At 70.3% G+C, this 25506-nt stretch carries 23 protein-coding genes and 1 other RNA gene; 4 read left to right on the top strand and 20 right to left on the bottom strand.

What is annotated here, in order from left to right; all coding sequences use genetic code 11:
- Nucleotides 1–24: 24 nt before the first annotated feature.
- From ABEA62_RS09140 to ABEA62_RS09110, 7 genes are read right to left on the bottom strand one after another with little or no spacing between them, the layout of a single operon-like run.
- Nucleotides 25–804: an MBL fold metallo-hydrolase gene (locus tag ABEA62_RS09140; protein WP_286213832.1), complete on the bottom strand. Its 780-nt coding sequence runs from the start codon at nucleotides 802–804 to the stop codon at nucleotides 25–27.
- Nucleotides 801–1640, bottom strand: a complete 840-nt coding sequence (gene murI, locus ABEA62_RS09135; RefSeq protein WP_345379737.1) for a glutamate racemase — start codon at nucleotides 1638–1640, stop codon at nucleotides 801–803. The genes ABEA62_RS09140 and murI overlap by 4 nt, the downstream gene beginning before the upstream one ends.
- Nucleotides 1637–2266, bottom strand: a complete 630-nt coding sequence (locus ABEA62_RS09130) for a DUF2017 family protein (protein ID WP_286213833.1) — start codon at nucleotides 2264–2266, stop codon at nucleotides 1637–1639. The genes murI and ABEA62_RS09130 overlap by 4 nt, the downstream gene beginning before the upstream one ends.
- Entirely contained in the window at nucleotides 2263–2550 is a 288-nt protein-coding gene (gene clpS / locus ABEA62_RS09125) for an ATP-dependent Clp protease adapter ClpS (protein WP_286213834.1), read from the bottom strand. The genes ABEA62_RS09130 and clpS overlap by 4 nt, the downstream gene beginning before the upstream one ends.
- Before the next feature lie 36 nt (nucleotides 2551–2586).
- Nucleotides 2587–2865 (bottom strand): DUF3039 domain-containing protein, encoded by a 279-nt coding sequence (locus ABEA62_RS09120; protein ID WP_425558017.1) that lies wholly within the window; start codon nucleotides 2863–2865, stop codon nucleotides 2587–2589.
- Between the two features lie 37 nt (nucleotides 2866–2902).
- The gene (locus ABEA62_RS09115; protein WP_286213836.1) at nucleotides 2903–4492 is read right to left on the bottom strand and encodes a hypothetical protein; all 1590 of its coding nucleotides are present in this window, start codon (nucleotides 4490–4492) and stop codon (nucleotides 2903–2905) included.
- Nucleotides 4474–5283, bottom strand: coding sequence for an ABC transporter ATP-binding protein (locus ABEA62_RS09110; RefSeq protein ID WP_425558015.1), 810 nt, complete (start codon nucleotides 5281–5283; stop codon nucleotides 4474–4476). The genes ABEA62_RS09115 and ABEA62_RS09110 overlap by 19 nt, the downstream gene beginning before the upstream one ends.
- A gap of 94 nt (nucleotides 5284–5377) precedes the next feature.
- Here ABEA62_RS09110 and ABEA62_RS09105 point away from each other — a divergent pair, with 94 nt between their 5' ends.
- Together ABEA62_RS09105 and ABEA62_RS09100 are read left to right on the top strand one after the other, a co-directional pair.
- Complete coding sequence (locus ABEA62_RS09105; protein WP_425558014.1) at nucleotides 5378–6448, top strand: fatty acid desaturase family protein; 1071 nt, start codon at nucleotides 5378–5380, stop codon at nucleotides 6446–6448.
- A gap of 5 nt (nucleotides 6449–6453) precedes the next feature.
- Nucleotides 6454–7335 carry a VOC family protein gene (locus tag ABEA62_RS09100; protein WP_286213837.1) on the top strand — a complete coding sequence of 294 codons (882 nt, stop codon included), beginning with the start codon at nucleotides 6454–6456 and terminating at the stop codon, nucleotides 7333–7335.
- A 13-nt stretch (nucleotides 7336–7348) separates the two neighbouring features.
- Here the strand turns inward: ABEA62_RS09100 and ABEA62_RS09095 are convergent, their stop codons facing one another.
- The 4 genes from ABEA62_RS09095 to ABEA62_RS09080 all read right to left on the bottom strand — a co-directional run bounded on the left by ABEA62_RS09095 (nucleotide 7349) and on the right by ABEA62_RS09080 (nucleotide 10279).
- On the bottom strand, nucleotides 7349–8323 hold the full coding sequence (locus ABEA62_RS09095; protein ID WP_286213838.1) for a calcium/sodium antiporter: 975 nt from the start codon (nucleotides 8321–8323) through the stop codon (nucleotides 7349–7351).
- A gap of 84 nt (nucleotides 8324–8407) precedes the next feature.
- Nucleotides 8408–8776, bottom strand: a transfer-messenger RNA (tmRNA) gene (gene ssrA / locus ABEA62_RS09090).
- A gap of 74 nt (nucleotides 8777–8850) precedes the next feature.
- Nucleotides 8851–9624, bottom strand: coding sequence for a nucleoside phosphorylase (locus ABEA62_RS09085; RefSeq protein ID WP_286213839.1), 774 nt, complete (start codon nucleotides 9622–9624; stop codon nucleotides 8851–8853).
- A gap of 70 nt (nucleotides 9625–9694) precedes the next feature.
- On the bottom strand, nucleotides 9695–10279 hold the full coding sequence (locus tag ABEA62_RS09080) for a TetR/AcrR family transcriptional regulator (RefSeq protein ID WP_345379730.1): 585 nt from the start codon (nucleotides 10277–10279) through the stop codon (nucleotides 9695–9697).
- 185 nt (nucleotides 10280–10464) lie between these two features.
- On the opposite strand from ABEA62_RS09080, the gene ABEA62_RS09075 reads away from it, so the two are divergent.
- Both ABEA62_RS09075 and ABEA62_RS09070 read left to right on the top strand, forming a co-directional pair.
- Nucleotides 10465–13044, top strand: coding sequence for an MMPL family transporter (locus tag ABEA62_RS09075; protein ID WP_286213841.1), 2580 nt, complete (start codon nucleotides 10465–10467; stop codon nucleotides 13042–13044).
- Between the two features lie 73 nt (nucleotides 13045–13117).
- Nucleotides 13118–14077, top strand: coding sequence for a serine hydrolase domain-containing protein (locus ABEA62_RS09070; protein WP_286213842.1), 960 nt, complete (start codon nucleotides 13118–13120; stop codon nucleotides 14075–14077).
- A 23-nt stretch (nucleotides 14078–14100) separates the two neighbouring features.
- Here the strand turns inward: ABEA62_RS09070 and ABEA62_RS09065 are convergent, their stop codons facing one another.
- The 9 genes from ABEA62_RS09065 to ABEA62_RS09025 all read right to left on the bottom strand — a co-directional run bounded on the left by ABEA62_RS09065 (nucleotide 14101) and on the right by ABEA62_RS09025 (nucleotide 25394).
- Complete coding sequence (locus ABEA62_RS09065; RefSeq protein ID WP_345379728.1) at nucleotides 14101–15924, bottom strand: DUF2207 domain-containing protein; 1824 nt, start codon at nucleotides 15922–15924, stop codon at nucleotides 14101–14103.
- A 94-nt stretch (nucleotides 15925–16018) separates the two neighbouring features.
- Nucleotides 16019–16489: an SsrA-binding protein SmpB gene (gene smpB, locus ABEA62_RS09060; protein ID WP_286213845.1), complete on the bottom strand. Its 471-nt coding sequence runs from the start codon at nucleotides 16487–16489 to the stop codon at nucleotides 16019–16021.
- Nucleotides 16490–16555: 66 nt separating this feature from the next.
- A complete protein-coding gene (locus tag ABEA62_RS09055; protein ID WP_286213846.1) occupies nucleotides 16556–17905 on the bottom strand; it encodes a peptidoglycan DD-metalloendopeptidase family protein in 1350 nt (449 codons plus the stop codon).
- Nucleotides 17902–18813, bottom strand: a complete 912-nt coding sequence (gene ftsX, locus ABEA62_RS09050) for a permease-like cell division protein FtsX (protein WP_286213847.1) — start codon at nucleotides 18811–18813, stop codon at nucleotides 17902–17904. Before ftsX ends, ABEA62_RS09055 begins: the two co-directional genes overlap by 4 nt.
- Nucleotides 18810–19502 (bottom strand): cell division ATP-binding protein FtsE, encoded by a 693-nt coding sequence (ftsE, locus tag ABEA62_RS09045; protein ID WP_286213848.1) that lies wholly within the window; start codon nucleotides 19500–19502, stop codon nucleotides 18810–18812. The genes ftsX and ftsE overlap by 4 nt, the downstream gene beginning before the upstream one ends.
- An 88-nt stretch (nucleotides 19503–19590) precedes the next feature.
- Nucleotides 19591–20700, bottom strand: a complete 1110-nt coding sequence (gene prfB / locus ABEA62_RS09040; RefSeq protein ID WP_286213850.1) for a peptide chain release factor 2 — start codon at nucleotides 20698–20700, stop codon at nucleotides 19591–19593.
- A gap of 163 nt (nucleotides 20701–20863) precedes the next feature.
- Nucleotides 20864–23572, bottom strand: coding sequence for a bifunctional acetaldehyde-CoA/alcohol dehydrogenase (gene adhE / locus ABEA62_RS09035; protein WP_345379723.1), 2709 nt, complete (start codon nucleotides 23570–23572; stop codon nucleotides 20864–20866).
- A gap of 310 nt (nucleotides 23573–23882) precedes the next feature.
- The gene (locus ABEA62_RS09030) at nucleotides 23883–24014 is read right to left on the bottom strand and encodes an MFS transporter small subunit (protein ID WP_286213851.1); all 132 of its coding nucleotides are present in this window, start codon (nucleotides 24012–24014) and stop codon (nucleotides 23883–23885) included.
- Between the two features lie 3 nt (nucleotides 24015–24017).
- On the bottom strand, nucleotides 24018–25394 hold the full coding sequence (locus ABEA62_RS09025) for an L-lactate MFS transporter (RefSeq protein WP_345379721.1): 1377 nt from the start codon (nucleotides 25392–25394) through the stop codon (nucleotides 24018–24020).
- Nucleotides 25395–25506: the final 112 nt, after the last annotated feature.

Below are 25506 nucleotides of genomic sequence, written 5' to 3'. Positions count from 1 at the left end.
CGCGACCGGCGAGAACACGTGGCTCTAGAACACGTGGGTGTCGCCCGGGGTCGCCAACACGACGGGCGCCCCGTACGCGACGGCCGCCAACTCGAGAGTCCCTCCCGGGTCGACCCACGACGCGACGTGCGTGACGATCAGCTCGCCCGCGCCCGCGTCCCTCGCGAGCGTGCCGGCCTGGGTGCCGTTCATGTGGATGCCCTCGGGATTGACGCGCGAGTGCGCCCAGCCGGCCTCCGCGAGCAGCACGTCGCAGCCGTCGGCGAGCGCGGCGACCTGATCGCATCGGTCCGTGTCACCGGTGAACACGAGGCTCGCGTCGCCGTCGACGGCGGAGGGCCCGGTGATGCGCACCGCGACCGCGGGGACCGGGTGCCAGGCGGTCGCAAACTCGAGCAGCAGCGGGCCGACCGTGACGGCGTCGCCGCCCGCGACCGCGGTGAAGGCGAAGGGCTCGAGGTCGTGATCGTCGTCGGCCCCCGCGATCTGGACGATGCGCCGGTCGAGCCCCGCGGGGCCGTACAGCGGGAGCGGGGCGAGGCCCTCGTCCTTGGTCGGCCCGTAGCGGCGCAGCACCGACAGCGCCGCGAGATCGGCGCAGTGGTCGGGGTGGCCGTGTGACACCACCACCGCGTCCACGCGCGCGGGGTCGCAGTACCGCTGCAGCGGTCCGATCGCCCCCGAGCCCAGGTCGAGCACCACGCGCCACGTGCCGCCCTCGCTCTCGGCCTCGAGCAGGTAGCACGAGGCGGCCGAGTCGGGGCTCGCGGTCGATCCGGCCGACCCCACCACGGTGAGCTTCACGAGGCCGCCCCCGCGGCGTTCGACGCGGCCGGCGCGGGCAAGGCCTCGACGCGCGTGACCACCGGGCCGAGGAATCGCTGAGCGAGCGCCTCGAAGCGATCGCGCGGCCCTGTCGCGGAGAAACGATGCGACGGCGGCGTCGCGCCCGAGTTTTCGAGGCCGTTCGCGGCGAGCACGCGGTACACGTCGCGAGCGGTCTCCGACGCCGAGTCCACCAGCGTGACGTCCGGGCCCATGACGTAGCCGATCGCCCCCGCGAGCAGCGGATAGTGGGTGCAGCCCAGGATGAGCGTGTCGACCCCGGCCTCCTGCACCGGGGCGAGGTACTCGCGCGCCACCTCGAGCACGCGCGGGCCCGCCGTCTCCCCGGCCTCGACCAGCTCGACAAAGCGCGGACACGCGCGCGACGTGACGGCGATGTCCGGCGCGGCGGCGAGCGCGTCCTCGTAGGCGCCCGAGGTGACGGTCGCGACCGTGCCGATCACGCCGACTCGCCGCGTCTTCGACAGGGCCGCCGCGCGTCGCGCGGCCGGCAGGATCACCTCGACCACGGGGATCCCACGCTCGGCGGAGAACCGCTCGCGCGCGTCCCTCAACACCGCGGCGGACGCCGTGTTGCACGCGATCACCAGCATCTTCACGCCGTCCGCGACCAGCGCGTCCATGATGTCGAGCGCATGCCTGCGGACCTCGGCGATCGGCAGCGGACCGTAGGGGCCGTGGGCCGTGTCGCCCACGTAGTGCACCGACTCGTGCGGCATCGTGTCCATGATGGCGCGCGCGACCGTGAGGCCGCCCACGCCCGAGTCGAACACGCCAATGGGCGCGTCGTTCATTCGGTGCCTCCTAGTGTGAGCGACACGAGCGACTCCTGGAGCCACGTCAGCGCGTCGTAGAGCATCCCCAGCCACAGCCGTTCCGCGTCCTCGAACTCCGACGGGTCGCCGCGCCTGGCCACCATCGCCGCGCGCGCGATCTCCTCGTGCAGCGCCTCGGCGTCCTCGTCGGTCTCGAGGCCCAGCCGCGACGCGACCACGAGCCGCACGTCGGTGAGCGCCGCGGCGACCGTCATGACCTCGTCGGCCGGAATGACCCACTCCGCACCCTCCGCACTGAGGTCCTCCCACAGCCCGCGCAGGCGCGCGAGCTTGGTCGCCCGCAGGTCCTCCTGAGTGAGCCTGCGGAACTCGTCCGCGACCTCACGATCAGTCGGTGCGGCGTTGGGCAGGAGACGCAGCAGCGCGGGGTCGTCCGGCTCGACGGGCGTCTCGCTCAGTCCGTCGAGAAAGCGCAGCGCCTCGGCCAGGTCCTCACGGTGCGGCACCCGCGCGTGCTCCTCGACACCAAACCGCTCGCCGCCCAGCAGCAGCCCGACATCCGCGACGATTCTCGCGATGACCAGCCGCTCGTCCTCGTCGAGGCCCGCGACCGCGACGCCATCCCGCGCGACAAAGCCCCTCACTCGCCACCCCGCTCGAGCGTCGCCCACAGCCCGTAGCCGTGCATTGCCTGCACGTCGACCTCCATCTGCTCGCGGGATCCCGCGCTCAGCACCGACCTCCCGCGCTCGTGGACCTCGCGCATGCGCGCCTCTGCCTCGTGGCGAGGGAGCCGGAAGTACTCCTCGAACACGCGCGTGACGTAGCTCATGAGGTTGACAGGGTCGTTCCACACCACCGTGACCCACGGGTCGCGCACGCGCGTCCCCGTGCCGACCTTGGCGTCGAGACTCTCCTGGGTACCCACGGCTTTAGCGTACGGCCGCGCACCTCGCGCGGCGCGCTACTCGTCGCCGTCGTCCGAGCCGAACACGCCGTCGAGGATCTCCTTGCACGCGGGGCACACCGGGAAGCGGTTGGGGTCGCGTCCGGGGACCCACACCTTGCCGCACAACGCGATCACGGGCTCGCCCGACAGCGCGGACTCGAGGATCTTGTCCTTCTTGACGTAGTGCGCGAAGCGCTCGGCATCGCCCGGCTCGACCAGCTCGCGCGTGTCGACGCGTTCGATCGTGGACGTGCCGCCCTGCGGCTGGGTCATCGGCTCGAGGGTCTCGCTCATGAGGGACATCGTACGCGCGGACGATGCGATGGCCGGGTTACGCCACCGCGCCCAGCAGGCGGCCGGCGCGGCGGTCGTAGAGCGCGCCCGCGGCGCGCAGCGCGCCCACGTAGGCGCCGACCCCCGCGCCGATGCCCGCGACACACGCGAGCCACCCCCACCTGGGGTCGACGGTGAGCGACAGCACGAAGGGCACGAGCACGAGCGGCAAGAGGGCGAGCGCCACGGCCGACGACGCGAGTTGTGCAAGCAGCCCCGCTCCCACGGAGCCGATCTCGGTGCCGAATGGGCTTTGCCCTGGGGCGGGAGCGCGGTACGGCATGATCACGGCGGCCAGGGCCGCGACGCCGAGACTCACGCCCAGCACGCCCACGCACGCGCCGAGCAGCCCGGGCGCGTCGGCCCAGCGCCCCGTCCACGCGAGCGTGGCCAGCGCGGCGGCGATCACCAGCGGGAAGGCCCACGCGGCGGCCGCCGAGAATCGGCCCACCATCACCGCACGCCCGAGGCGCCCGGACACCACGTCGAGCCAGAGTGCGCTCGAGTCGAACGCGACGTCGTTGTGACGGCCCCACCCGGTGGTCGCGGCCAGGATGAGCGGCACGGCGTAGGACCAGCGCCCGTCGAGGTCAAACACGGGCACCACGAGGATCACGAATGCGGCGGGCAACAGCAACACCCCGGCGAGCGATGACAGGTAGCGCGGATCCGTCAGCCATGCGCGGCGTAGCCGCGCGTGGACGGCCGCGGCGGGCCCATCCGACGGCATCGCGAGCCGCACACGGGGGTCGAGCACGGCATCGTCCCTCCTGCGGCCCCCTCCCCCGCGTCCCGAGGGGCGCACGAGCGCATGGGCGACGTTCGCGTGCCACGCTCCGATCAGCACCGCGACCCAGCCGGCCTGCATCGCGAGACGCCAGGCGGCACCCGTCCAGTCGCCGTGCGCCGCGGCGACGGGCGCGGCGGCGCCCGCACCCAGGGGCGTCACCGCGAGCTGATCGAGCAGCACCTCGACGTCCGTCTCGAGCACGGTGCTCAGCCCGTCAGAGAACAGCTGCACCGCGACCAGCGCTCCGGCGGCGAGCCCCAGCAGGACCACGACCGAGGTCGCGACCTTGGCCCGCCGCGACGCGAGCACTCGGGCGCCCCACATCGCCGCGACGCGCGCGCCGACGATCATCGACGCCAGGGTGAGGGCGAGCCCCACCAGGGCGACCGCGAGCACCCCGGCTCCCTCGCCTCGCCACGACAGTCCCAGGACCGTGAAGGCGAGCACGAAGAACACGACGGGCAACGTGAGCACCGCGGCGGCAAGCAACCCCGGCATGAGCCGGCGCGCCTCGACGCCGAACGAGCGGAAGCGCACGGGATCGAGCGTGTCGTCGAGGCCGGCCACGATCAGCGGGACCACGATCCACCCGAGGGTGGCGAGCAGCGCGATCGCGATCATCGCGTCGCCGCGCACGCCCGGGTCCTGTCGCGACAGCGCGATCTGCGACCAGCCGAGCGAGGGAAGGATCATCAGCATCCACAGGACGCCGAAGCCGGTGGCGAGCGCGCGCCACCACTCGTGTCGCAGCAGGTGCCCCGCGGTGCGGAAGCGAATCCCTAGGACTGTCGCAACCACGCGAGGTCCCGGTGTTCGCGCACGTCACCCACGAGTTCGACGAAGCGCTGCTCGAGATCCGCGCCACCGCGGACGTCGTCCAGCGTGCCCGCCGCGAGCACGCGACCGCCCCCCACCACCGCGACGCGGTCACACAGCCGCTCGACCAGGGCCATCACATGAGACGACATCACGACCGTGCCGCCCGACTCCACGAACGAGCCCAGGATGCGGCGGATCGCACCCGCCGACACGGGATCGACGGCCTCGAAGGGCTCGTCGAGCACGAGCACGCTGGGCGCGTGCACGAGAGCGCACGCGAGCCCCACCTTCTTCGTCATGCCAGCCGAGTAGTCCTTGACGAGCGTCTGGCTGTCGGCCGCGAGGTCGAGTGCTGCCAGCAGATCGTCCCTGCGCGCGCGGGCGGTCGCGCGGTCAAGGCCGCGCAGGCGTGCGGCATACGAGATGAGCTCCGCCCCCGTGAGCCGATCGAACGTGTGCAGTCCATCCGGCAGCACGCCCAGCAGCGGCTTCGCGCGAGCCGGCTCGCGCCACAGGTCGACGCCGAGCACCGCGACGGTCCCCGCATCGGGCTCAAGCAGGCCCGTCGCCATCGACAGCGTCGTGGTCTTGCCCGCGCCGTTGGGGCCCACCACTCCGTAGAAGGAGCCGGCGGGGATGTCGAGATCGATCCCATCCACCGCGAGCGTCGCGCCGAACCTCTTGGTCAGCCCGCGCATCGCAAGCGCGGGAGCGGAGGGGGTACTCACGCGCCTCAGCGTACTGGGACCGTGCGACACACCCTTCCCCATCCAACCTACGGTCGCGTAGGGTAGGGGGTATCCGCACCACGGGCGCTCGCGCTCATCACCGGCTGGGAAGTCACCACACCACGCCAGGAGAGGCATGTCCGCACCGCAAACGCCCGCATCGTTCCCGCTCAACCGCATGACGTCCACGTTCGCCTCGTTGCAGGCGACCGTGAAGGAGATGGGCCTCATGCGCCGCTCCTATGTCTTCTACGGCGTGTACGGGCTCGTGCTTGCGCTGGCGTTCGGCGGCGTCGTCACCGGATTCGTCCTGCTCGGCGACTCGTGGTTCCAGCTGCTCATCGCCGCGGCGCTCGGCATCGTGCTCACGCAGGTCGCCTTCCTCGCTCACGAGGCGTCGCACCGCACGGTGCTCGCGTCCGGTCCGGCCAATGATCGCCTGGGCCGCTTCCTCAGCACCCTCGTGGTCGGCATCAGCCACCAGTGGTGGATGCACAAGCACACGCGTCACCACGGCAACCCGAACAAGATCGGCAAGGACCCCGACATCGAGAAGGACACCATCTCCTTCATCGAGGAGGATGCCGTCAAGGCGCGCGGTCCCATCCGCTGGATCACGCAGCGCCAGGGCTGGCTCTTCTTCCCGCTGCTGACGATGGAGGGCCTCAACCTCCACTACCGCTCCGTGGCGTCGCTCCTCACGACCGGCACCCGCCTCGACAAATGGCGCGAGCTGCCCGCCATCGCGCTGCACTTCGGGCTGTACCTGGTCCCGCTGTTCTGGTTCCTCCCGCTGGGCATGGCGTTTGCGTTCCTCGGGATCCAGATGGCCGTCTTTGGCGTCTACATGGGTGCGTCGTTCGCGCCCAACCACAAGGGCATGATGATCGTGTCCGCCGACACCAAGATGGACTTCCTGTCGAAGCAGGTGCTCACGAGCCGCAACATCCGCGGCGGCTGGGCGATGTCGATCCTCATGGGCGGCCTCAACTTCCAGATCGAGCACCACCTCTTCCCGTCGATGGCGCGCCCTCACCTGGGCCGCGCCCGCGAGATCGTGCGCGAGCACTGCGCGACGCTCGGCGTGCCGTACACCGAGACCTCCCTGGTCGAGAGCTACGCGATCGTGATCGCGTACCTCAACCGCGTGGGCCTCGCGGCGCGCGACCCGTTCGACTGCCCCGAGCGCGTCGCGATGGGCCGTTAGGGACGATGCCTGGCCTCCCCGGGCGCCCCGGCCCGGATTCGATCGCGGCGGGCACCCGCATGGGACCCGTCGAGCTGCGGGTCGAGGATCTTGACCTCATGCTCGCGTACTACCGCGACGTGCTCGCGCTCGAGCAGATCACGGTCGACGGCGACCGCCACGTGCTGGGCCGCGGCGGCGTCGCAACCGTCACGCTCACCCCCTCGCGCGGGCTGCCCCGCTTCGACCGGCGCGGCGCGGGGCTGTTCCACACCGCCGTGGTGTTCGACACGCGCGAGGGCCTCGCGGCGGGCGTCGCGCGTGTGGCGCAGGCGGCGCCGGGCTCGTTCACGGGCGCCGCCGATCACCTGGTGAGCGAGGCGTTCTACTTCGACGATCCGGAGGGCAACGGCGTCGAGCTCTACGTCGACCGCCCTCGCGAGTCGTGGCGCCGCGACGGAGCGGGCCGGCCCCTCATGGGTACCGAGCACATCGACGTCAACGGCTTCCTGCGCACCCACCTGTCCGAGTCGGAGTTCGCGGCGCCCGCAAGCGCCGCCACGGTGGGCCACGTCCACCTGCAGGTGGGAGACATCCCCACGGCGAAGGACTTCTACGTGGGCACGCTCGGCTTCGACGAGGTGCTCGACATGGGCTCCGCGTTGTTCGTCTCGGCGGGCGGCTATCACCACCACGTGGGACTCAACACGTGGAACTCGCGCGGCGCGGGGCCGCGCGCCGCGTCCCTTGGCCTGGGCACCATGGACATCGTGCTGCCCTCCGCCGAGGACCTGGGGGCGGTGCGCGAGCGCCTCACGCACCGCGGCCTGACCATCGAGGACGACGGTCGCACGCTCACGGTGCGCGATCCATGGGGCTCACAGATCCGGCTCACCGTCGAGGCCTGACGCCATCCGCGGCCTACGCGGTCGCGACGAGCGCGACGGTGTACGCGGCCCAGGCCGTCACGAGCACCGCACCCTCGATGCGATTGATGCGGCCGTGCCCGCGCGGGCGATAGCCCATCGCCACGAGCGCGACCGTGAAGATCACCAGGATCGGCAGGTCGCGCGCGAGGGCGACCGGCTCGACCACGGTGGGGGCGATGAGGCCCGCGAGCCCCACGACGGCAAGCGTGTTGAAGATGTTGGAGCCGATCACATTGCCGAGCACCAGTTCTGTGGCGCCGCGCCTGGCCGCCGCGATAGCCGCGGCCAGCTCGGGTGCCGAGGTCCCGACGGCCACCACGGTCAGGCCGATCACGAGGTCCGACCAGCCCAGGCGCTGAGCGATGCCCACGGCTCCCCACACGAGGACGCGTGAGGCGACCACCAGCAGGACGATGCCGCCGAGCGTCCACGCCCACGCCCTGGCGCGGCTCATCGCCTCGATGCGTTCGCGCTCCTCCACCTCGATCGCGAGCTCGTCCGGCTCGGCCTCGCGCTGGCGGCGTCGCGCGTCCCAGATCGACCACGCGATCTGCGCGCCGAGCGCGGCCACGAGGATCAGCGCGTCGACGCGCGAGATCTCCCCGTCAAGCATGAGCACCGCGAGCAGCACGGTGAGGCCCAGCAGCAACGGCATTTCGCGCACGAGCACGCCACGATGCACCGCGATGGGCACCAGGATCGCCGTGGCGCCCAGGATGAGGCCGATGTTCGCGATGTTCGACCCGATCGCGTTGCCGAGAGCGATCCCTGGATCGCCTCCCGCCGCGGCGAACGCGGACACCACGAGCTCGGGCGCGGACGTCCCGAAGCCGACGATGAGCATGCCCACCAGCAGCGGCGACACGCCCATGTGAGTCGCGACCGCGGACGCACCGCCCACAAACCGGTCGGCGCTCCACCACAGCGCGAGGAGTCCGACCAGCGTGGCGAGGATCGCGAGCGTCATGGACAGAGCGTAACGATGCGGGCGGGCGTGCGAACGGCCGCCCACCCGAACCGGGTGCGGCGGCCGCTCGTGAACCACAGGGATGAGTGGAGATGCCGGGAATCGAACCCGGGTCCGCATGTCCAAACCGAAGTCTTCTCCGGGCGCAGCCTGAGGAGTATTTCTCGGCCCCCGGCACGCATCAGGCGAGCACGTCGGATAGGCCCAGTCATCTAAGAGTCCCGCAGCCCCCGATGACGAGGAGCTGAAGCAAGTTCCCTAGTCGACGCCAGGATCCGGGTCGGGAACACCCCCGGGCTGACGGACTTCATGGCGCTCGCTTAGGCAGCGAGGGCGAAGTCGGTGCGCTTGGAATCGGCACCTATTGGTTTGCAGGGGTCGTTAACGAGATAACCCTGCGTTCTCGGCCCGCTTCCCTTCGGAAGTAAACACACGTCGAAACCGATCATCCCCTGTGTAGTTGTAGGACCATTCTACCGGCACGACCGACACCGCCCAAGCCCCCACTGCCCTACCCCCGTGCGGCGCTACAACTCGAGCCGCACCGCGGTCTCGAGCGCGACCTCGATCGAGGCCATCCACCCATCCTTGAGTGCCGCGTTCTTCTCCGAGTACAGGCTCGCGCCGTCGACCAGGTTCGACGAGCACGCGCAGATCATCCCCGCACGCAGCCCGCGCAGACGCGCGACCACATACATCGCGGAGCTCTCCATCTCGACGTTGAGGATGCCCAACCGCGACAGCTCCGCGATCCACTCGGGCCCCTCGGCGTAGAACGCGTCGTCCGTGGCGTTGATGCCGGCGAAGACGCGCCGCGCGGTGCCCGCGGTGAGTTCGCGCGCCACCTGCGTGAGAGACGATGCCACGGCGAGGTCGGGCACGGCGGGATACCCGGGATGGACATAGGCGGCCGTAGTGCCGTCGTTGCGTAGTGAGCCCTCGGACACGAGCAGGTCACCCGGCTCGATGCCCGGCTGCAGCGCGGCGGACGACCCCACACGGATGAACGAGGTCACGCCCACGCGCGCGAGCTCCTCGACGGCGATCGCGGTCGAGGGGCAGCCCATGCCGGTCGAGGTCGCGGTGATGAGGCGCCCCTTGTAGTAGCCGGTCATGGTGCGGTGTTCGCGCCGGTGCGCGACCTCCGTGACGTCCGTGAGGAACTCGGCAATCATGGGCACGCGGAACGGGTCGCCGGGCAGGAGCGCAACCGTCCCCACCTCACCCGGCGCGAGGCCCACGTGATACTGGCGGGCGTTCAGACCCGCGGCGGACTTGTCGACAATGGTGGGCTCAGACACGAGCGACCCTCCGGCGCAGGACCCGAGCGGCGGGGCCCGCCGCTAGCGAAGGGCCTGCGTGGCGCCGAGGCTAGCAAGCGCAGGTTTCGCCCGTGTTGCCTGGCTCCACTCCGGGCAGCCCCATCACGATCCGCCAGATCCAGGTGGCGGCCTCGCGAGCCGAGGGGCGCGGATCGAGGGCGAGCCACTCGCCGATCACTCCCAGCACCAGCCCGGTGATGCCCGCGGCGACGGCGTCGACCGGGACCTCGCGCGGGATGACGTCGCCCGCCTCCGGGGCGAGCCCGCGGATCGCCTCGCGCGTCTTGAGTCGCAGCCGCGCGAGCACCGCCCCGTAGCCGGGCTCCGTGAAGACGCGCACGTAGAGCTCGGCATGGGTGTCGATGTGGTCGAGGAACAGCACGAGCGCCTCGGGGGGGTCGGGCGAGTCGAGCTCGATGCGCTCGAGCTGCGCGCCCGCCTCCTCCGCGATGAGATCGAGGGCGTCGGCGAGCAGCGTCTCCTTGTCGGAGTAGTGCTGGTAGAACGTGCTGCGGTTGACGCCTGCGCGCGCCGCGATGTCACTCACCGAGACCTCGTCCACGCCGCGCTCGCGCGCGAGAGCGAAGAGCGCCTCCTGGAGGCGGCGTCGGGTCTTGACGATGCGGGCGTCCACACGGAGATTGTGGCACCTTTGGGGACACGTTCACCACCCGATAACCAACAGTTGTTGCACAACTCCCGCGCGTCACTTACGCTGATCCGAGGCCAGGAGCCCCGCCGCGACACTCGCACCGGGAGCCCGGCCGTCCCCGGCATCGTCGCCACCGCCCCCTTCCCTCACCGCAGAAAGGTGCCCCCGTGGCCAACCTCCTGTACCGCATCGGCCGCTCCGCGGCGATGCGGCCGCTCGTCGTGATCCTCGCGTGGATCCTCGCGCTCGCCGTCGCGGGCGGATCGTTCGTCGCATTCGGCGGCACGCTCACCGACAGCTTCTCGATCCCCGGCCTCGAGACCGAGCGGGTCACGGACCAGCTCTCCGAGGAGATTCCCGGGCTCGACGGCGGCTCCGCGCGCGCCGTCTTCCACACCGAGGACGGCACCGAGCTCACCACAGAGCAGCGCGAAGGCATCTCGGAGGCGCTCGCCGCGGCCGAGGACGTGAGCGCGGTCTCCGGCGTGGTCGACCCCTTCATCACGCAGGCGCAGCTCGCCGAGCAGCGCGCTCAGCTCGACGCCGCCCCCCAGCAGATCGCCGATGCGCGCGCCGAGATCGAGGCCGGCCAGGCTCAGCTCGACGCGGGTCAGGAGCAGCTCGACGCCGCCCGCGCGGAGCTCGAGGCGGGCCAGGCTCAGCTCGACGCCGCGATCGCGCAGGCCCGCGAGGCGGGCATGTACGAGGCCGCGCAGGCCGAGTTCGACGCGCAGCAGGCCCAGCTCGACGCTGGCCTCGCTCAGCTCGAGGAGCAGCAGTCCGAGATCTCGACGCAGCAGGAGCAGATCGACGCTGGCCTCGCGGAACTCACCGCGCAGGAGGCGCAGCTCGCGCTCGGGACGCAGCTGGCCGACGCCGCCGCCGGCATCCGCTCCGTCTCGGAGGACGGCACCACCGCGCTGGGCCTCATCCAGTTCGACACGCCCGTCTACGGCGTGGTGCAGACGGACAAGGAGGCCGTCATCGAGGCGATCTCCACCGCGGTCCCCGAGGGCGTCTCCGTCGACTTCTCGGCCGACCTCGCGTCCGACGTCTCCGGCATCCTGGGCGTGGGTGAGGTCGTGGGCGTCGCGCTCGCGTTCGTCGTACTGATGGTCATGATGCGGGCGATCTGGCCCGCGGTGCAGCCCATCCTCACCTCCGTCCTTGGCGTGGGCGTGGGCGTCGCGACCGCCCTGGCGTTCTCCGGCACGGTCGAGATGTCCTCCGTCACGCCGGTGCTGGGCGTGATGCTCGCGCTCGCGGTCGGCATCGACTACTCGCTTTTCATCGTCAACCGTCATCGCCAGCAGGTGAAGCGTGGCATGGACGTCCACGAGTCCGTGGGTCTCGCCAACGGCACCTCCGGCAACGCGGTCGTGTTCGCCGGCACCACGGTGATGGTCGCGCTGCTCGCCCTCAACGTCACGGGCGTGCCGTTCCTCGGGATCATGGGCACCGTCGCGGCCTTCTGCGTCGCGGTCGCGGTGCTCACCGCGGTGACCCTCACCCCCGCCCTGCTGGGCCTCATGGGGACCCGCGTGCTCGGGGCCAAGGCCCGCGCGAGCATCGGCGCTCCCGAGCACGCCGAGGCTCCCGTCGCCGCGATGCGCACCGGCCGCGCCGTGCTCGCGTTCCTCGCGGCGTCCGCCGCGCTGCTGGTCATCGCGCTCCCCGCGATGTCGATGCGACTGGGCCTTCCGGACGGCACCCAGGAGCCGCAGGACTCGACGCAGTACATCGCGTACACGACCATCGGCTCCGCATTCGGCGAGGGCGTCAACGGCACGCTGCTCGTGACCGCCGCGCTCCCCGAGGTGGTCACCGAGGATGGCGTGATCGCGACCCAGGCTGCCATCGCCACCGCGCTCATGGAGCACGAGGACGTCACGGCGGTCGCGCCAGCGGGCGTGTCCGACGATCGCGACTTCTTCGCCTTCCAGGTCATCCCGGCCGAGGGCCCGTCGAGCGAGTCCACCGCGGCACTCGTGCACGACCTCCGCGCGCTATCGCCGCTCGACGCCTCGGGCACGGCCGCGCGGGACGATGCGTCGCTGTCCGAGGTGGAGATCGGCGTCGCGGGAGAGGCCAGCGGCAACATCGACGTGTCCGAGAAGCTCGACTCTGTCCTGCCGCTCTACCTCGCGATCGTCGTGGGGCTGTCGATCATCATCCTGGTGATCGTGTTCCGCTCGCTGATCGTGCCGCTCATCGCCACGCTCGGGTTCGTCCTGTCGCTGTTCGCGGCGTTCGGCGCCGTGACCGCGGTGTTCCAGTGGGGATGGCTGAGCGACCTGTTCGGCGTCCACGACCCGGGGCCGATCCTGAGCTTCCTGCCCATCCTGCTGACCGGCATCCTGTTCGGCCTCGCGATGGACTACCAGCTCTTCCTCACCACCGGCATGCGCGAGGCCTACGTGCACGGCATGAACGCGCGCGAGTCCGTAGTCGCGGGCCTGCGCCACGGCCGGGCGGTGGTCACCGCCGCCGCGATCATCATGATCTCGGTGTTCGGCGGCTTCGTGTTCTCGCACATCGCGATGATCCGGCCGATGGGCTTCGGGCTCGCGATGGGCGTGCTGTTCGACGCCTTCGTGGTCCGCATGGTGATCGTGCCGTCGCTCATGCACCTCGTGGGCGACAAGGCGTGGTGGCTTCCGGGCTGGCTCGACCGGATCCTGCCGAACGTGGACGTCGAGGGCGCGGCGCTCGAGCGCGCCCACCCCGTGCCGCACGCGAGCGCGTAGGTCACCGCGCGACGATGCCCGCCCTCCCCGCGTGGGACGGCGGGCATCGTTGCTTGCGGGCTACGGTCGTGCCATGACGGTCCTCGATGTCGCCCAGCGACTGCTTCCGCGCCGCCACCGCACCGTATTGATCGCCGTCCACCGGGGCGGCGAGACGCTGCACCGGACCGTGGGCGCCGCCGAGGGCTCGGACGGCGAGATCGGCTCGGTGTCCAAGGGGATGACGGGACTGCTCCTGCACGACTCGATCGCACGCGGCGAGGTGACCACCGAGTCCACCCTGGGTGACACGCTCGGGCTGACCGGCGCGCTGGCTCCGGTGACGTTGGGCGCTCTCGCCACGCACCACGGGGGCGTGCCTCCGCAGCCCGCGATGGGCCCCGAGCGACCGCTCTTGCGCCGCACGTGGCGGATGTGGGCGCGCGGCGAGAACCCGTACGGAGACACGCTCGCGCAGCTCATCGAGCAGGCGGAGTCAACCGCTCTCGGGCGACCCGGCTTCGTGTACTCGAATCTGGGTTTCGAGCTGCTGGGCGCGGCGCTCGCGCGCGCGGCAGGCACCACCTTCGCGGCGCTCCTGCGGGACCGGCTCACCGTGCCGCTGGGCATGACCGACACGTATGCGCCCGCGACTCGCGACGAGTTGCGCCCCGCGGCGCTGACCGGGACCAGCAGGAGGGGCCGGCCTCACGCCGCGTGGACCGGCGAGGCGATCGCACCGGCGGGCGGGGTCCGCACCACCGCGGCCGACCTCGGGGCGTTCGTGGGCGCGCTCGCGGAGGGCAGCGCGCCGGGGATCGGCGCCCTCGACCCTGTCGCGGAGGCGGGTCGCGGCGCACGCATCGGCGCCGCGTGGATCACGCTCGAGGCGCGCGGACGCGTCGTGACGTGGCACAACGGCCGCACGGGCGGATTCGCGTCGTTCGTGGGGGTGGACCGCGAGGCGCGTGCGGCGGTGGGCGTCGTGAGCGCCACCGCGGCGGGCTTCGACGCGGCGGGCCTCAGGATGCTCGACGCGGTCGCGCGCGCGTAGCGGCGCGGGTCAGGGGACCGGCCTCACCAGCCGCCGCCGCCCCCTCCGCCGCCACCACCACCGGAGAAGCCGCCGCCGGAGAAGCCCGACCCGCCAGAACTGGACGGGGTGGGGGCGCTCATCGCGGCATCGGCCATGCTGGTGAACTCGCTCATGCGGTGGCCGAAGCCGCCCGCGTGCAGCCAGAACGCACCGTAGGCCGCTCCGTGATACCAGGTGGGCTCGGCGAGCTGCACGCCCTGCGCGGCGAGTGCCTCGAACTTCCTGGTCCACTGCTCCGTGACGCCAAACGCGATCGCGTAGGGCAGGTAGCGCCCGAAGATGTCCTGGCCCTCCTCGAAGCGCAGCTGCTCTCCCTCCGCGGTGCGCAGGTACAGCTCGAAGCCGCGCGTCTCGGCCAGCACACGCGTGCCCTCGGGGGTGCGTGCCGGCGCGATCTTGGTGGTGACGAGCATCGCGAGGCCCAGGATGATGACCGGGATGCCCAGCAGCGCCCACGAGCTCACGTTGGCGAGGCCGATCGTCGCGAGCACGCCGCCGATCAGGATGCCGATGCCCACGCCGGCCCACGCCTGACGCGCGTGCGAGGGGTTGCGGTTGAACCAGCCGAGCTCGGTCACCTCCGCATAGAGCTCGGACTGGACCTTCGCCATGTCGGCGTGGAACGTGGTCTTGAGGTCCGTGAGCGTCACGCGGTCGCGGCCGTCGAAGACAGCGTCGAAGAGCGTGCGCGCGTAGGGGCGGAGGTTGTCATCCGCCTCGCGCGTCTTCACGAACGCGTAGTCCTTCTCCCCCACCTCCTCGATCACCAGGTAGCCGCGCACCGCGAGATCGACCATCGTCGCGGTGACGTCGCGCGTGTCCGCGACCTCGTCGATCAGCGTGCCCAGCTGTCCTGGCCGCAGGTTCGCCGGCGGAGCGAACGCGACCGCGACGGGCTCGTTGCGGTTGCGGCGCGTGACCTGCGCCTCGGCGCCGAAGGCGGGCGCCACGCCGGGCGTCAGCCCCGCATACGCCTGGTCCGTCCCCGTCGCGAGCAGTCGGCGCACGATCAACCACCCGCCGCCCAGCAGGATGAGCAGCGCGGCTCCCACCGTCCACGGCGTGAGGCGGAAGGCGCGCGCGAAGTCGTTGCTCTCGACCAGCACGGGCGTGGTCTCGTGGGTGCCGGAGGGGAAGAGCACCGCGACCGTGAGCGGCTCGCCGGGGGCGAGCGCGTCCTGGGTGAAGGTCGCCGATGCCCCGGTCGAGTCCGCCGCGCCGCACGCGGCGTCTCCGCCCGCCTCTCCCGCCCAGCACTGCACCGCGGTGACGTCGGCGGCGCCCGTCACGGTGACCGCGATGTCGCTGATCGGCGTCTCCCAGCCGTCGCCGATGACGTTCCAGTAGAACTCGTCGCCCGCGACGCCCGTCTCGGTCTCGTCGGCCGTGGTCGCGTTCATCACGGCGTCGATCGTGTACTCGAGGACGTAGGTCTGCACTCCGGAGACATCGTCCACGTCCTCGTCACCCACGCGCACCGCCAGCCAGTCCGACCCCTCCTCGAGGTAGACCTCAGCGGGCGCGCCCGAGGGAGAGGAGGCCGTGACGTCGGTGATGTCGTACACGCGCGCATACGTGTCGTCGTAGCCCTGGCGGATCGGGAGGGTCCAGAACGGCCCGTGGCCCGGCTCATCGCCGAAGTTGAAGTCGATCTCCACGCGCACGCGAGCGGACCCGTCCTCGGAGAGCACGTAGGTCGCGTCCCACCTGTCGACGCTGCGGCCGCCGTCGGTCGCGGCCTGCGCGGCGGTGGGGAAAACGGCTGCGACCAGGGCGATCGCGAGGGCGGCGAAGGTGCGCGTCATGCCCCCCATCATGCCGAAGCCGCGGCGCACGCGGTGACACACGCGCGGTGGTCACCCCACACCGGGGTGCGGCGCATCGTCCCCGCGCGCATCCTCAGGTGTTGAGGCGGCGCTGGACGCCCAGCGAGCGCTCCGACTCGCGCTTGTCCTGCTTCTCGCGCAGGGCCTGGCGCTTGTCGTGCATCTTCTTACCGCGGCCGAGGCCAATCTCGAGCTTCGCGCGGCCGTCGAGGAAGTACAGGCGCAGCGGGACGATCGTGAAGCCCTTCTCGCGCGTGCGCTGCTGGAGGTCCTCGATCTCATGGCCGTGCAGCAGGAGCTTGCGCTTGCGACGCGGGGCGTGATTGGTCCACGTGCCCTGCGAGTACTCCGGGATGTGGATGTTCTCCGCCCAGGCCTCGCCGCCGTCGATGTACACGTAGCCGTCGCCGATCACGGCGCGCCCCTGGCGCAGCGACTTCACCTCGGTGCCGGTGAGCACGATTCCCGCCTCGAAGACATCGTCGATGAAGAAGTCGTGGCGCGCGGCGCGGTTGGTCGCAACCACCTTGATGCCGTCACCCATGACTCACCTCCTCGATGTCCTCGCCCGGGCGGGCGACGCACCAGTCTACCGGGACGATGCCCTGGTTCAGGAGCCGATGACCGACATGGGGTCGACGGTCTCGCCGTTGACGTAGACCTCGAAGTGCAGGTGGCATGCCGTCGACGTGCCGGTGGTGCCGGAGTAGCCCACAAGCTGGCCGCGCGTGACGTACTGGCCCGAGCCGACCGCGGCCCGGGTCAGGTGGTTGTAGCTCGACATGAGCGACTTGCCGCCCACGATGCCGTGGTCGATCATCACCTGGTTGCCGAAGCCGCCCTGATACGACGCCCACTGGACCTGACCCTCGCGGGCGGCGTAGATGGGCGTTCCGCAATAGGCGCGGAAGTCGGTGCCGGCGTGAAGTCGCCAGTAGTTCAGCACGGGGTGGTAGCGCATCCCGTAGCTCGAGGTGATGTACGGCACCTCGGTCGGATAGCCGAGCGTGCCCTTCGACGGACCCGCGCCGCTCGATCCGCCGCTCGATCCGCCGCCTGCGGCCGCCTCTTCCTGACGGCGCTTCTCTTCCTCGGCAAGCTTCTTCGCCACGAGGCTCTTGAGCTTGTCGCGCGTCGCCTGCTGCTTCGCCGCGATCTCGTTCTGCTTGGCCAGCTCCTCGGCCTTGCGCTCCTCGAGCTGCGCCTTGATCGCCCGCTGCTCCTCGACGATCGCGTCGAGCGCGGCCTTCTTCTCCGCCGCGGCCTCCTGGAGCACCTTGGTCTCCGCGACCAGGCGGTCGGCCTCGACCTTGAGCTCCGCGATGTACTCGCGCACGGCCTCCTGGCGGGCACCGCGGTTGCGGTTGACGGCGGCGATCTCCTCCATGTCAGCCAGGGAGTTGGACTGCACGCGCGACGCGTTGTGGTCCGCGGCAAACTCGTCGACAAACTCCTGCGAGGTGGTCGCGCCAAACACCAGGCTCAGCGCCTCGTCGTCGCCCACGCCCTGATACTGGGCCCGCGCGAGCGCCGCGACGATCTGCTGGAGGTCGGCGATGCGGTCCTCGTCCGCCGCGATCTGGTCGGAGATCGCCTGGTCCTGAGCCTCGGCGGCCGCGAGCTTGTCGGCGACGAGCTGCTGCTGCACGAGTGCCTCGTCGACCTTCTCGTTCGCCGCGTCGAGCTCGGCCTGCGCCGCGGGCAGCTTGGCCTCGGTCTCGCGCAGTGCGCGCGCGGCCTCGACGATCTCCGCGCTGGTGTCCTCGAGGGCGGCCTCGAGGTCCGCCATCTCCTGCTCGTAGCGCTCCTGCTCGTCGCGCGTGCGGTCGATGTCGTCGTCGTAGCTGGACGCGGCCTGGAAGCCGCCCACGGCATCGGCGCCGGACACGACCGCGCCGGTGACCAGGGCGATCATGAACATTGCGGCGGCCACGACGGCCGCGGACCTTAGCCGAATCATGCGCGCGTGTACCTCCCGAGCGTGACGAGCGACGCGATGGCGGCGAGCCCCACGGCGATGACCATGAGCCACGGCGCGACCGCCCACACGTCCTGCGCCCCAATGTACTGAACCCACGTGACGGAGCCGCGCAGCCAGTCCTCGACGAGGTAGCGCACCCCGAAGTACAGGCCGCCGACGGCGAGCAGCGCGCCCGCCGTCGCGGCCACCGCGCCCTCGAGCATGAACGGCATCTGGATGAGCGAGCGGGACGAGCCCACCATGCGCATGATCTGCGTCTCGCGACGCCGGCTCAGCGCGCTCAGGCGGATCGTGGTGGTGATGAGCAGCATCGCGGCGAGCAGCATGACACCCGCGAGCGCGGCCGCGATGAGCGTCGCGGCGTTGAGGAAGCGGAACAGTTCGGAGAAGATCTCGCGCTGGTCCTGGACCACGTCGACCCCCGGCAGGCCCTCGGTCGCGTCGGCCACCACCTGGAACTGCTCGGGATCGGAGAGCTTGACGCGGAAGCTGGGCTGCATCTGGTCCGGCGTGAGCGAGGACCAGATGCCGTCCTCGTCGTTCGCGACGAACTTCTCGTAGGCCTCTTCGCGCGACTCGTAGAAGACCTCCTGGACCAGGTCCTGCAGCGCGCCGTCCTCGAGCACGCCGCGGATCGACTCCTCCTGGTCCGCGGTCACCGCGCCCTCGGCACAGCGCTCGTTGCGGGAGTTCTCGGGGCACAGGAAGATCGAGATCTCGACCTTGCCGTACCAGTCGTCCTTGAGCTGGTCGATCTGCATCTGGATCAGCGCGGCCGCGCCCACGAAGGTGAGCGACACGAAGGTCACGAGCACCACGGACAGCGCCATGGTCGAATTGCGGCGCAGGCCGTTGACCACCTCGCCCAGGATGAACTGGAGCCTCACACGCGCTCCAATCCGTAGACGCCGCGGTCCTGGTCACGGACCAGCTGGCCGCCCTTGAGCTCGATGACACGCTTGCGCATCTGGTCCACGATCTCGTCGTCGTGGGTGGCCATGAGCACCGTGGTGCCCGTCCGGTTGATGCGGTCGAGCAGTCGCATGATGCCCACCGAGGTCCCGGGGTCGAGGTTTCCCGTGGGCTCGTCGCACAGCAGGATCGGCGGGTGGTTGACGAATGCGCGCGCGATCGCCACGCGCTGCTGCTCGCCGCCCGAGAGCTCGTGCGGCATGCGCCGCTCCTTGCCCGACAGGCCCACGAGCTCGAGCATCTCGGGAACCGTGGACTGAATGTGGTGACGGTTCTTGCCGATCACCTGGAGCGCGAACGCGACGTTCTGATAGACGGTCTTGTTGGGCAGCAGGCGGAAGTCCTGGAACACGGCGCCGATCTCGCGGCGCAGGTGCGGCACGCGCCACGCGGACAGCTTGTTGAGGTGGCGCCCCGCCACGTAGACGTCGCCGCCCGTGGGTCGCTCCTCGCGCAGCACGAGCTTGAGGAACGTGGACTTGCCCGATCCCGAGGATCCGACGAGGAAGACGAAGTCGCCGCGCTCGATCTCGACGGACACGCCGTCGAGCGCGGGGCGGGCGCCCCGCTTGTAGACCTTGGTGACGTTATCGAGTCGAATCATGAGTATCGGGGCGCGAGGGGTTGGGCACACGCCACCTCAGCATCGTAGGAATACCGCTCGGGAGGAGCAGGGAGGCGCGCCGCGAGGCCTACTCGGCGTTCTGGGCCGAGCGACGCCAGCGGATGCCCGCGTCGATGAAGCCGTCGAGGTCACCGTCGAACACGATCTGCGGGTTGCCGACCTCGTAGCCCGTGCGCAGGTCCTTGACGAGCTGCTGGCCGTAGAGGAAGTACGAGCGCATCTGGTCGCCCCAACTCGCCTTGATGTCCCCGGCGAGCTCCTTCTTCTGCGCGGCCTCCTCCTCCTTCTTGAGCAGGAGCAGTCGCGACTGCAGCACGCGCATCGCGGCGGCGCGGTTCTGAATCTGCGACTTCTCATCCTGCATCGACACCACGAGGCCGGTGGGCAGGTGGGTGAGGCGCACCGCGGAGTCCGTCGTGTTGACGGACTGGCCGCCGGGGCCCGACGAGCGGAACACGTCGACCTTGATGTCGGACTCGGGCACCTCGATGTGGTCCGTCGACTCGATGAGCGGGATCACCTCGACGGCCGCGAAGCTGGTCTGGCGCTTGTCGGCCGAGCCGAACGGGCTGATGCGCGCGAGGCGGTGCGTGCCCGCCTCGACGGACAGCGTGCCGTACGCGTAGGGGGCGTTGAGCTCGAAGGTCGCGGACTTGATGCCGGCGCCCTCCGCGTAGGAGGTGTCGAGCACCTTGGTGGCGTAGCCGTGACGCTCGGCCCAGCGCAGGTACATGCGCAGCAGCATCTCGGCGAAGTCCGTGGCGTCGTCGCCGCCCGCGCCCGAGCGGATCGTCACGACGGCGTTGCGCTCGTCCCACTCCCCCGTCATGAGCGTGCGGATCTCAAGGGCGGAGAGGTCCTTCTTGAGCTTCGCGAGCTCGACCTCCGCCTCGGCGAGCGTGTCCTCGTCCTCGCCCTCGGTGCCCATCTCGACCAGCACCTCGAGGTCGTCGATGCGCCCACCCATGCGGGTCACGCGGTCGAGCTCGGCGTTGGCCTGGCTGAGCTGGCTGGTCACGGCCTGGGCGTTGTCCTGGTCGTCCCAGAGGTCGGGGGCGGCCGCCTGGCTCTCGAGCTCGGCGATGCGCGCCTTGAGCTTCGCCGGGTCGGTCACCGCCTCGATCTGAGAAAAGGTCGAGCGCAGTTCTTGAATCTCGGTCGCGAAGTCGGTGGCCACGAGGATTCAGTCTAGTGCGGCGCGCGCGGGGCACGCCGCTGGCGGCGCATCGTCCCGGCGCTCGCGCCCCGCACACGGCACAGGACCCCGACGCTCGGATGGAGCGTCGGGGCCCTGCGGGAGCGACTCAGGGGACGGTCGAGTCCCCGGAGCCAGACTGTGGTCAGGCCTTCTTGCGAGCGACCTTCTTGGGGGCGGCGGCGGGGCCCGACTCGGTCTTGCGGCCGGCCTTCACCTCGTCCCACGTGATGCCGTAGTACGCGGCCTCCATCATCACCTTCATGTCCTCGAGCATCGGCAGACGCGGGTTCGCCGGGGCGCACTGGTCCGCGTAGGCGTTCATCGCGAGGGTGTCGAGTCCGGACATGAAGTCCGTCTCGTCGACGCCGACGTCCTTGAACGACCGCTCGATGCCCACCTTGTCGCGCAGCTCCTCGACCGCCTTGGCGTAGGACTCGACGCCCTCGTCGGGGGTCGAGGCCGGCAGACCGAGCATCTTCGCGATCTGCTGGTAGCGCTCGGGAGCCACGTAGGACTCCGCCTTGGGCCACGAGGTCGGCTTGGTGGGAACCTTGCCGTTGTAGCGGATCACGTGCGGCAGGTAGATCGCGTTGGTGCGGCCGTGTGCGACGTGGTGCGTCGAACCGGTCACGTGCGACATGGCGTGTACGAGGCCCAGGAAGGCGTTCGCGAAGGCCATGCCCGCGATCGTCGCGGCGTTGTGCATCTTCTCGCGCGCCTTGACCGCGCTGCCGCCGACCGTGACGGACTCCTCGATGTACTCGAAGACCATCTTGATGGCCTGCAGGGCGAGGCCGTCGGTGTAGTCGTTGGCGTACACCGAGACGTAGGCCTCGGTCGCGTGGGTGAGGGCGTCGAAGCCCGAGTCCGCGGCCACGCGAGCCGGGAGGTTCGCGGTGAGCACCGGGTCGACGATCGCGACGGTCGGGGTCAGCGCGTAGTCCGCGAGCGGGTACTTGCGGCCGGTCTCGGGGTCGGTGATGACCGCGAACGGCGTCACCTCGGAGCCGGTGCCCGACGTGGTCGGGATGCAGACCAGCTTCGCGAGCTCGCCCAGCTTGGGGAACTGGAACGCGCGCTTGCGGACGTCGAAGAACTTCTCCTTGAGGTCGGCGAAGTCGATGTCGGGGTGCTCGTAGAGCAGCCACATGACCTTGGCCGCGTCCATGGGCGAGCCGCCGCCGACCGCGATGATCGTGTCGGGCTTGAAGGCGCGCAGCACCTCGGCGCCCTTGCGGACCGTCGCGACGCTCGGCTCGGGCTCGACGTTGTCCATGATCTGCACGGACACCGGGTTCGCACGGCGGTTGAGGACGTCGAGGACCTTGTCGACCACGCCGATGCGGGTCATGGTCGCGTCCGTGATGATCGTGACGCGCTCGACGCCGTTCATGTCGTGCAGGTACTGGATCGCGTTGGGCTCGAAGTACGTCTTCGCCGGCACCTTGAACCACTGCATGTTGTTGTTCCTCCGGCCGATCCGCTTGACGTTGATCAGGTTCACCGCGGTGACGTTGTTCGACACCGAGTTGCGCCCGTACGAGCCGCAGCCCAGCGTGAGCGAGGGAAGGAAGGCGTTGTAGATGTCGCCGATTCCACCGTGCGAGGACGGCGAGTTCACGATCACGCGGATCGCCTTGACGCGCTTGCCGAACTCCTTGATGAGAGCGTCGTCGGTCGCGTGGATCGCGGCCGAGTGGCCCAGGCCGTGGAACTCGACCATGCGCTCGGCGTAGTCGAGGCCCTGCTCCGTGGTCTCGGCGCGCAGCACCGCGAGCACCGGCGCGAGCTTCTCGCGGGTGAGGGGCTCGCTCTCGCCCACGGTCGACACCTCGGCGAGGATGATCGAGGTCTCCTCGGGCACCGAGAAGCCCGCCTGCTCGGCGATCCACTGCGGCGACTTACCCACGACGTTCGGGTTGAGCTTGGCACCGGCGCAGTTCTCGCCGTTCGCCTGAACGCCGAAGATGAACTCCTCGAGCTTCGCCTTCTCGTCCGCCGTGACGCGGTACGCGTGGAGGCGGTCGAACAGCGCGAGCGCCTCGTCGTAGATCTCGGTGTCGAGGATGACGGCCTGCTCGGACGCGCACACCATGCCGTTGTCGAACGCCTTCGAGATCACCAGGTCGTTGATCGAGCGCTTGAGGACAGCGGACTTGTGCACGTAGGCGGGCACGTTGCCCGCGCCGACGCCCAGCGCCGGCTTGCCGCAGCTGTAGGCCGCCTTGACCATGGCGTTGCCGCCGGTCGCGAGGATCAGCGCGATGCCGTCGTGGTTCATGAGCAGGTTGGTCGCCTCGAGCGAGGGGGTCTCGACCCACTGGATGCAGTGCTCGGGCGCACCCGCGGCGATCGCGGCGTCGCGCACGATCTTGGCGGCCGCGACGGACGACTTCTGCGCGCTCGGGTGGAACGCGAAGATGATCGGGTTGCGGGTCTTCAGCGCGATGAGCGACTTGAAGATCGCGGTCGAGGTGGGGTTGGTCACGGGGGTGACACCCGCGACCACGCCGACGGGCTCCGCGATCTCGGTGATGCCCGTGATCGGGTCCTCGCTGATGATGCCCACGGTCTTCATGGGGGCCATCGAGTGGGTCACGTGCTCGCACGCGAAGATGTTCTTGACGGCCTTGTCCTCGAACACGCCGCGGCCGGTCTCCTCGACCGCGAGGACGGCGAGCTCGCCGTGCTGGTTGAGGGCGGCGACCGAAGCCTTCTTCACGAGAAGGTTGACGTCGTCCTGAGTGAAGGTGGAGTAGGCGTCCAGCGCGCGCTGCGCGTTGGCGACGAGCGCGTCGATCGACTCCGCGACGGTGGTTTCCGCCGGCGTCTCCGGTGCGGTGGTAGTCATGGTGATTCGGCTCCTCTGGCGCGGGTTCCGGCCCCCTCCGGGCCTCGATCCCATGACTTCACGGTAGGACGCGTGCCGCCGGGATTCGACAGTCCTAGGTCCCAGGGACCATAGGCCCACTACCAGGCCCTTCATACCCCGGGGGGCATCTTCACCAGGGGTTTTCGTGGCTTCCGGAGGGGGACGATGCCCCGCCCACCCGGGCATCGGCCCCCCGACTTCCGGGGTGGACGGCGCGTCGCGCACGCCTGCCCAGACGCCGACGGGGACCGGCGCCGTGCGGCGCCGGTCCCCGTCGGTCGAGGCGGGACTATCCCGTGAAGAGCGCGAACGCCTTGATGGCCGTCTGGCTCACGCCGTACAGCAGCGCGGCTCCCACGAGCACCCACAGGACATACGCGAGGGGCTGCGAGGCGCCCTTGTTCTGCGGCTCCTGTGCCATGGCTCAGGCCTCCTTTCCAGCGGCGGCCAGTTCGTGCGCCGCATTGTGCTTGCCGTGGTCGGGGATCGCGTCGGCGTGCTCGTGCCACTTCACGGCGACGGGACGCACCAGCAGGTTCGCGACGAATCCGATCGCGAGCACGCCCACCATGACGAGCAGCGACGGGCGGTACAGATCCGCTCCGCTGAGCCCGCGGGACTCGAGCAGGTCGAGCAGCCCGTTGATGATCAGCGGACCGGCCACGCCCGCGGCGGACCAGGCGGTCAGCAGGCGCCCGTGGATCGCGCCCACCTCGAACTCGCCGAACACGTCCTTGAGGTACGCGGGAATGGTCGCGAATCCGCCTCCGTAGAAGGAGATGATGACGACCACGAGCACGACGAATAGCACGAGGTTGGACGGGCCGAACAGCGCCACGGCCGTGTAGGCGAGAGCGCCGGCCCCCAGGTACATGACGTAGGTCGCCTTGCGTCCGAGCTTGTCCGACAGGCTCGACCAGCCGATGCGCCCGCCCATGTTGGCGAGCGACAGCAACCCGACGAAGCCGGCCGCCGCCGCGGCGGACACCGCGGGGAAGTAGTCCTCGATCATGGGCTTGGCGTTTTCGAGGATGCCGATTCCCGCCGTGACGTTCGTGAACAGCACCAGCCACAACATCCAGAACGGGAAGGTCTTGATCGCGTTCTTCGCGTTGACCTGGCCGCCGCTGCTGACCTTGGCGACGTGAGCCGTGGGCTCCCAGCCCTCGGGCTTGTAGCCCTGGGGAGGCACGCGGATCACCGCGGCTCCCAGCAGCATGAGGACGGCATAGCTGCCGCCGAGCGTGAGGTACGTCGGCACGAGCGCGTCGACCTCGTTCTCCGCGTACGCGCCCAGCAGGAACTGCGTGAGGGGCGCCGCGAGCATCGCGCCGCCACCGAATCCCATGATCGCGAGCCCGGTCGCGACGCCCGGGCGGTCGGGGAACCACTTGATGAGCGTCGACACGGGCGAGATGTAACCCAGGCCCAGGCCGATTCCGCCGATCACGCCGTAGCCGATGTAGACGAGCCACAGCTGGCCGATCGACACGGCAAAGCCGGCGACCAGGAAGCCCGTGACCCATGCCGCGGCCGCGAGCACCATGGTCTTGCGGGGGCCGTGACGCTCCATCCAGCGGCCCCCGAACGCGGCCGACAGGCCGAGCATGACGATCGAGATGGAGAAGATCACGCCGATCTGGGTGTGCGACGCGTCGAAGCGGTCGCGCAGCGCGTCCTTGAGGACGGAGTAGGCGTACACCTGGCCGATGCTCAGGTGGACGGCAAGAGCGGCAGGGGGCACCAGCCACCTGTTGTATCCGGGGGGTGCGACGGTACGTTCTCGGTCAAGGATGGACATCGTTGTTCTCCCTTCGGGGGCTCACGACGTTGGGGGCAAGGGGGTTTTCGAAAAACGTTGTTACCTGACCTGAATGGTGGACTCCGTCGGGCACGGAATCGAAGGACCTAGG

It is taken from the genome of Demequina sediminis (assembly GCF_039545075.1).
GTDB classification, from domain to species: domain Bacteria; phylum Actinomycetota; class Actinomycetes; order Actinomycetales; family Demequinaceae; genus Demequina; species Demequina sediminis.
This window is presented reverse-complemented; position numbering and strand designations above follow the sequence as displayed.